Source organism: Streptomyces sp. NPDC007162 (genome assembly GCF_040634175.1).
Classification (GTDB): domain Bacteria; phylum Actinomycetota; class Actinomycetes; order Streptomycetales; family Streptomycetaceae; genus Streptomyces.
Map to the genome: position 1 here is coordinate 1 of NZ_JBEYFC010000477.1, position 6898 is coordinate 6898.

Genomic DNA, 6898 nt, shown 5'->3' on the forward strand with positions numbered 1-6898 from the left:
GTCGCCGTCCGGGACAGGGGCGGGACTGCCGGCCAGGGTGTACCACTCCTCGGCGCCGGTGTACTGCACGAGGGCATGGTCGTCACCGCCCTGGCGTACACGGTCAAGCTCACCTTCTCCGGTGACATCCCCGTCCTGGGCGCACCGGGCGGCTCCACGACCTGGGTGAAGATCGCCAACGTGACCAGCGGACTGGTGCTCGACAGCGGGGGCACCGTCGCCTCCGGCTCCAACCTCAAGCAGTGGAACTACGACGGCAGCGCCAATCTACAGTGGCAGCTCGTCGACCTCGGCAACGGCTACTACCGGATCATGAACCGCGCCAACGGCCTGGCCGCCGACAGCTGGGGCAACGCCGCCAACGGCGCTCCCGCCCGGCAGGAGGCGTGGAACGGCGGCAACAACCAGCAGTGGTCGCTGAACAGCCTCGGCAACAACCGCTACCAGATCACCAACCGCGGCACGGGCACCGCCCTGGACGGCAGCGGCAGCACCGCGGTGGGCTCGACCACGGTGCTGTGGACGCCGAACTCCAGCACCAACAACGAATGGATCATCACCGGCGTGTGAACCGTCCGCGCGACCGAAGCCCCTCCCTCGACCACGGAAGAAGGAGTGCGCATGAAACGCACACCACTCTTACTGTCCATCGCGGGTGCCATACTCCTCGTCCTGTCGGTAGCCGGCACCTCGATCGGCAACGGCCTCGGAGCCCTCAGGCCGGCCGCGACCGCCGCCGCGGCCACCGCCGGCTGCGGGAAGGCCCCGGCGCTGACGAGCGGCACCCACACGATCCAGAGCGGCGGCCAGACACGCAGTTACATCCTGCGGGTGCCGGCCGGCTACGACAGCAACCACCCCTACCGGCTGATCTTCGGCTTCCACTGGCGCGGCGGCACGGCGGCCGACGTCGACTCGGGCGGAACGGACGGATACAACTGGTCCTACTACGGCCTGCGGCGGCTGGCGGACAGCGCGAACAACGGCACGATCTTCGTCGCCCCGCAGGGCATCGGCAACGGCTGGGCCAACTCCGGCGGCCAGGACGTGGCCTTCGTCGACGCCATGGTCGGCCAGATCGAAGCAGGGCTGTGCGTCGACACCACCCAGCTGTTCTCCGCGGGCTTCAGCTACGGCGGTGCGATGTCCTACGCCCTCGCCTGCGCCCGGGCGACCGTCTTCCGGGCCGTCGCGGTCTACTCCGGAGCGAACCTCAGCGGCTGCAACGGCGGCAACCAGCCCATCGCCTACATGGGACTGCACGGCCTGAGGGACAACGTGCTGCCCATCCAGTCGGGACGGGACCTGCGCGACACCTTCGTCCGGACGAACGGCTGCACCCCGCAGAACCCGCCCGAGCCGGCCTACGGAAGCCTGACACACATCATCACCACCTACTCAGGATGCAGGCCGGGCTACCCCGTCGTGTGGGCCGCGTTCGACGGAGCCGGCCATGACCCCGGCCCGATAGACGGCTCCACGGGCGACGGTTGGCGCACCTGGACCTCTGCCGCGGTCTGGCAGTTCTTCACCCAGTTCGGCTCGAACCAGCCCCCGCCTCCACCGCCCACCGGCGACCAGGAGATCATCGGCCAGCAGTCCGGGCGCTGCCTCGACATCAACAACTCCACGACCGCCAACGGCACCCAGGCACAACTGTGGGACTGCAACGGCGGCTCCAACCAGCGGTGGACCCTTACCGCCGCCAAGCAACTGATGGTCTACGGCACCAAGTGCCTGGGCGTCGGCCAGTCCGCCGGCAGCGGCACCCCGGCGGCGATCTGGGACTGCGACGGGCAGCCGGGCCAGCAGTGGAACGTCAATGCCGACGGCACGATCACCGCGGCCCAGTCGGGGCTGTGCCTGGACGCCGGCGGCCAGGCAACAGGCAACGGAACCAAGATCCAGCTGTGGACCTGCACGGGCGGAGCGAACCAGCACTGGCACCTCCAGAACTGACAGGCCGGGCCAGGTACGGCACCTGCCGACCTGGCCCACGCCGACAACTCACGGTGCCGTCCGGCCAGGTTGTCAGACCTCGTCGAGAGTCGCGGGACCGCCGAGCAGCGATCTGCCAGGCATGGTCGTCTCCGGCCACACCTCCATCTCCACGTGCCCTCCCGCCCGTGCCGCTCTCGCCACCGGCTCGGGTCAGTCGTCCAACAGCATCTCGGCGCTCCACACCTGCACGAACAGCGGCGGCAGTCCGCGCAGGTCGGCGAGTCCCGCCAAGGGGGTGGGACCGGGGTACGCCAGGAAGCCGTCGCCTCATCAGAGAATCGCGCCCGGCCCGTTCTGCCGGCGGCAGAACGGGAGCCCGACCGGACTTCACGGTCACTACAGTCCCGTCTCATGGTGACGATTACCACGCGTCCGGTCGAGTACCCGGCCGACGACCTCACGATGATCGGGCACCTCGCACTCCCCGCAGGTGTCGACCGCCGGCCCGCGGTCCTGATCGGGCCCGAGGGGATGGGGCTCAGCGATGTCGAGCGCCGCCGAGCCGATGCGCTCGCCGAGCTGGGGTACGTGGCGCTGGCCTTCGACCTCCATGGCGGGCGCTATTGGGGCGACCCGGAGGAGATGCTGGCCCGGTGCATGCCGCTGCTCGCCGACCCCGACCGGATGCGGGGCATCGGCCACGCGGCGCTCGACGTGCTCCGCGCCGAACCGCGGACCGACCCGGACCGGATCGCCGCCGTCGGCTACGGCACCGGGGGCGCGATCGCGCTGGAACTCGGCCGCCACGGCGTCGACCTGCGTGCGATCGCGACAGTCAACGGACTGACCACGGGGCGACCGGGCGAGGCGGCGCGCATTCGCTGCCCGGTGTGGGCCGGGGTCGGGTCGGAAGACCCGATCATGCCGCCCGCACAACGGGACGCGTTCACCGCCGAGATGCAGGCCGCCGGCGTCGACTGGCGCCTCGTGGTCTACGGCGGAGCCCTGCACGCGTTCCACCACCCACCGGTCGACCACACCGTGCTGCCCGGCGTCGGCTACCACCCACGGCACGCACAGCGGGCCTGGCACGACATGGTCGACCTGCTCACCGAGTGCTTGCCCGTGACGGAGTGATCGAGTCGACAACCGCGGTTCCGGGCCCCGCGACAAGTCGGCCGACCGCCACCGGATCCGGTTGACAGAACTTCACCGCCCGGTCACCACTTCAGGTTTCGGGCGCATACCGAAACGTCAGCGACTCCTGCGAAGCGCTCGTCCGTGGGATCGTGAGGCCCGGGTGACGGCCTTCCAAGGGGCCAGGTTCGCTCTCAGGACGGCCGGGGGGCGGGCCGGAGGCCGTCCATCAGCAGGTCCAGCAGGCGACCGGCCTGGGCTTCCTGTTCGGGCCGGGGGGCCACTGTGAAGGTGCCGATGAGGGCGGCCGCGATGTCTTCGGCCGCGATGTCGGCGCGGAGGTCGCCCGCCGTGCGGCCTGCATCGAGAATCGTGGAGATGGCCGTCAGAAGCTCGCTCCGGGTCTGCGCATGGGCGACCTGGCCCGAGTCGATCATCGCTCGCAGCGTGTCGAGCATGCCGTTCTTGGCCGCGATCCAATCCCCGAACAAATCCATCCAGCGCCGCAGCGACGCCGCCGGGGGCAGATGGTCGAGCAGCTCGCGGGCGCCACTCGTCAGCCGCACGACCTGGTCCTTGTAGACCGCGTCCACCAGCGACTCGCGGGTGGGGAAGTGACGGTACAGGGTGGCGATGCCGACCCCGGCCTCACGGGCGATCGCACGCATCGAGGGCTCCTCGTCGGCCGACATGAACACGCGGGTCGCCACCGTGAGCAGCTGTTCGCGGTTGCGTGCTGCGTCCGCCCGTGGCGCACGGGACTCCACCTCGCCAGAAACGGAACGCGCTCCGTTTGCGTTACGGTCATCCATGTAAACGGAGCATAGTCCGTTTCGTTGCTTTCTTCGTTCCAGAGGAGACAGGCGCCATGCAGATGCAGAACGACCCATCGCCCGCAGGCAGCAGCACGGCAGTCCGGATGGACTCCTTCGGCGGCCCTGAAAACCTGGATGTCCAGAAGGTCCCGGAACCGCAGGCCGGCCCAGGGCAGGTCCGCGTGCGGGTCACTGCGGCCGGCCTGAACCCGATGGACTGGATCATGACCGCCGATGCGGACGCCGCGGCCAGGTTCGGCCTGACGCTGCCGGCCGGGTTCGGCACCGACTACGCGGGCGTGATCGACCAGATCGGCGACGGAGCGGGCGACTTCGCGATCGGCGATCGGGTGTTCGGCGGTGCCCTGTCTCGCGCGGTCTCCGACTTCGTGGTGGTCCACTCGTCCGGGGAGACCGCGGCGAACGAGGTCCACCACACGCCTGACGGTGTCGACGACCGCACCGCGGCCACCCTCACGATCGCGGGCCGTACGGCATCCGCCGCCCTCGCTGCGGTCTCCCCCGGGCCGGGCGACATGATCCTGATCGGCGGCGCCGGCGGCGGGGTCGGCGTGTTCGCCGTCCAGCTGGCCCGCATCGCAGGCGCGCGCGTGATCGGGACGGGGTCAGCAGCGTCAGCCGACCATCTGCGTGACCTCGGAGCCGAGCCGGTCACCTATGGCGACGGCCTGGCCGAGCGGGTGCGCGCCCTCGCTCCCAACGGCATTACCGCCGCCCTCGACCTGCACGGAACCGACACAGTGGACGTGGCAAGAGAACTCGGCGTCCCGGACAGCCGCATCTGCACCGTCGCCGCGCAGGTCGAGGGAGTGATGGCCGCCAACGGCGCGAACGCCGCCCCCGGCGCTCTGGAAGAGATCGCCCACCTGGTCGCGGAAGGCCGGCTGAGGGTACCCGTCGCGGCGACCTTCCCGATCGACCAGATCCGGGCCGCGGTCGAGCTGCAGGCCGGCCGGCACGTGAAGGGCAAGGTCGTCATCGACCTCTGAGGCCGACTGCGTACGCATCGCCAGGTGACTGGATGGCGGCCTTTGCACAGTGACTGAGCAGGCCATCGCCACGCTCAGGGCGTGGCGACCGTTGCGCAAGCTGCGGCACAGCATCACCCGCATTCCCGGCCTTGTGCAGGCCGTCTTCACCCTCGACCTGATCTGCTCAAACCAAGGTTGAAACCGGCTGAGTGCACGGTCCGCGTGGTCATGCTCGCTCGCGCGGCGGTGCCGACCTCGCGGCCGCCGAACAGCAGCCGGGGTCTGCCGCGCGGGGCACAGGTAGTTGACGGGGTGCCAGGAGGGCTGGGAGCCCGACGCGGCCGGCGCGCCCGGCTCAATCTGAGGGTGCCGAGCATGCGCTGGAGGTATGCGCGCACCCGCTCCTGCTCCTCGGGCAGGAAGGTGTGCAGAGCATCCCGCTCGCACGGTTCCAGCGCGCCCTCGGCCCGTAGTGCCAGCTCGACCCCGGCGGCGGTGACGGACATCTCGATGATCTTCCCGTGGGTGGGGTGGGCCTGCCGTCGGACCAGTCCGCGTTCCACCAGGTCGCGCAGTGCCGTACCCATCGACTGGGCGGTGACGCCGCAGCGGCGGGCGAGTTCGGCGCTGGACAGATGGGGCAGCCGGGTCGACTCGGTCACGGCATGACTCCGTCAGCGTTGCAGTACACGGCTGGGCGCCGAGCCGAAATCGACGCGGTGAGGCTCGCGTTCGTCCGGTCAGAACCCGACGCACGAGTGATGTCGCATGCCATGAGTGGGGCACCTTCGCGTAGGGAGGATTTCCAGGTACGGACAACCAGTTGACCGTCGGATGCCCGTCGTTGTGACAGCCGCGGCCGTGGGAGGTGCGGGCGGGCTGCTCCACGGCAGCCGAACGTGTCCGAGTCGAACCCGTAGCGCCCACATATAGTGACGTATGTCGCATCCTGGGCGTGTTTCCGGCGGAAAGGCATGTCATGAAGTTCGCGGTCATCGGCGGGACGGGACTGATCGGGTCGCAGGTCGTCAAGGAATTGAACGCCGCCGGGCATGAGGCGGTACCGCACTCGCAGTCGACAGGAGTCGACATCATCAGCGGTCAGGGCCTGGAAGAGGCGGTCATGGGAGCCGACGTCGTCATCAATCTGACGAACTCCCCGACCTTCGACGACGCCTCCCTCGCGTTCTTCCAGACCTCGATGCGGAACCTCCTGGCGGCGGCCGACAAGGCCGGCGTCGGCCACTTCGTCATCCTGTCGATCGTCGGCACGGACCAGGTGCCCGAGCTGGACTACTACCGCGCCAAGGCGCTGCAGGAGAAGATCCTCGCGGACGGGACGATCCCCTATTCGATCGTCCGGGCCACGCAGTTCATGGACTTCATGGACGCGGTGCTGTCCTGGACCGCCGACGCGGACAGCGTCAGGCTGCCCGCCACGCCCATTCAGCCCATCGCCTCCAAGGACGTAGCGCACGCGGTGGCGGAGGTGGCCGCCGGTGCCCCCCTGAACGGGATCCGCAACATCGCCGGTCCCGAGATCTTCCCCCTGGACGAGCTGGGCCGGATCACTCTGTCCCACCAGGGCGACTCCCGTACCGTCGTCACCGACCCCACCGCCGGTATGTTCGCCGTGGTCAAGGGTGACGTCCTCACCGACAAGAACGCCCACCTCGCACCCACCCGCTACACCGACTGGCTTTCCTGACCGCATACGACGGCACCGCCATGGACGAGATCCATGGCGGTGCGCCTGCGGGAGCTCAGTCAGTGGGACGCGGGGCGCGCAGGTGGGCCCGCTTCTCCAGTTCCTCGTCGTCGACCAGGGTGCGCATCGGCTGGTTCGGCGCGTACATCTTGAACACGATGTACTTGGCCGGCTCCTCCGACGAGGCGTTGCCGTTCTGGTAGTGGATCACTTCGCCGCCCGACTCCCGGAACGTCTCACCGGCCCTGATCACGTGCTCCGACTCGCCTTCGAGCTCCGGATCGAGGTCTCCGGCGATCTCGAAC

Annotated in this window: 7 protein-coding genes and 2 pseudogenes; 6 read left to right on the top strand and 3 right to left on the bottom strand. The window is 69.4% G+C overall.

Annotated elements, in window-relative coordinates; translation table 11 throughout:
* From ABZ646_RS36550 to ABZ646_RS36560, 3 genes are all read left to right on the top strand, one after another.
* On the top strand, positions 1-570 hold a 570-nt coding region (locus ABZ646_RS36550), incomplete at its 5' end, for an RICIN domain-containing protein (RefSeq protein ID WP_360528937.1).
* A 51-nt stretch (positions 571-621) separates the two neighbouring features.
* Positions 622-1959 (top strand): ricin-type beta-trefoil lectin domain protein, encoded by a 1338-nt coding sequence (locus ABZ646_RS36555; RefSeq protein ID WP_360528940.1) that lies wholly within the window; start codon positions 622-624, stop codon positions 1957-1959.
* A gap of 393 nt (positions 1960-2352) precedes the next feature.
* Complete coding sequence (locus ABZ646_RS36560) at positions 2353-3078, top strand: dienelactone hydrolase family protein (protein ID WP_360528943.1); 726 nt, start codon at positions 2353-2355, stop codon at positions 3076-3078.
* Between the two features lie 194 nt (positions 3079-3272).
* Here ABZ646_RS36560 and ABZ646_RS36565 read toward each other — a convergent pair whose 3' ends face one another.
* A complete protein-coding gene (locus ABZ646_RS36565; RefSeq protein ID WP_360528946.1) occupies positions 3273-3890 on the bottom strand; it encodes a helix-turn-helix domain-containing protein in 618 nt (205 codons plus the stop codon).
* A 56-nt stretch (positions 3891-3946) separates the two neighbouring features.
* Here ABZ646_RS36565 and ABZ646_RS36570 point away from each other — a divergent pair, with 56 nt between their 5' ends.
* Both ABZ646_RS36570 and ABZ646_RS36575 read left to right on the top strand, forming a co-directional pair.
* Complete coding sequence (locus ABZ646_RS36570; protein WP_360528949.1) at positions 3947-4903, top strand: NADP-dependent oxidoreductase; 957 nt, start codon at positions 3947-3949, stop codon at positions 4901-4903.
* Positions 4904-4952: 49 nt separating this feature from the next.
* A pseudogene (locus ABZ646_RS36575) lies at positions 4953-5084 on the top strand (IS5/IS1182 family transposase); the annotation flags it as partial.
* Here the strand turns inward: ABZ646_RS36575 and ABZ646_RS36580 are convergent.
* A complete protein-coding gene (locus ABZ646_RS36580; RefSeq protein ID WP_360528952.1) occupies positions 5050-5547 on the bottom strand; it encodes a MarR family transcriptional regulator in 498 nt (165 codons plus the stop codon). The pseudogene ABZ646_RS36575 and the gene ABZ646_RS36580 overlap by 35 nt on opposite strands.
* A 317-nt stretch (positions 5548-5864) precedes the next feature.
* Here ABZ646_RS36580 and ABZ646_RS36585 point away from each other — a divergent pair, with 317 nt between their 5' ends.
* Positions 5865-6593, top strand: a complete 729-nt coding sequence (locus tag ABZ646_RS36585; protein WP_360528955.1) for an NAD(P)H-binding protein — start codon at positions 5865-5867, stop codon at positions 6591-6593.
* 55 nt (positions 6594-6648) lie between these two features.
* Here the strand turns inward: ABZ646_RS36585 and ABZ646_RS36590 are convergent.
* Positions 6649-6898, bottom strand: a pseudogene (locus ABZ646_RS36590) (hypothetical protein); the annotation flags it as partial.

Coding starts and splice junctions, on each gene's coding strand:
- ABZ646_RS36555 (WP_360528940.1), top strand. CDS start 622: ATGAAACGCACACCACTCTTACTGTCCATCGCGGGTGCCATACTCCTC.
- ABZ646_RS36560 (WP_360528943.1), top strand. CDS start 2,353: ATGGTGACGATTACCACGCGTCCGGTCGAGTACCCGGCCGACGACCTC.
- ABZ646_RS36565 (WP_360528946.1), bottom strand. CDS start 3,890: ATGGATGACCGTAACGCAAACGGAGCGCGTTCCGTTTCTGGCGAGGTG.
- ABZ646_RS36570 (WP_360528949.1), top strand. CDS start 3,947: ATGCAGATGCAGAACGACCCATCGCCCGCAGGCAGCAGCACGGCAGTC.
- ABZ646_RS36585 (WP_360528955.1), top strand. CDS start 5,865: ATGAAGTTCGCGGTCATCGGCGGGACGGGACTGATCGGGTCGCAGGTC.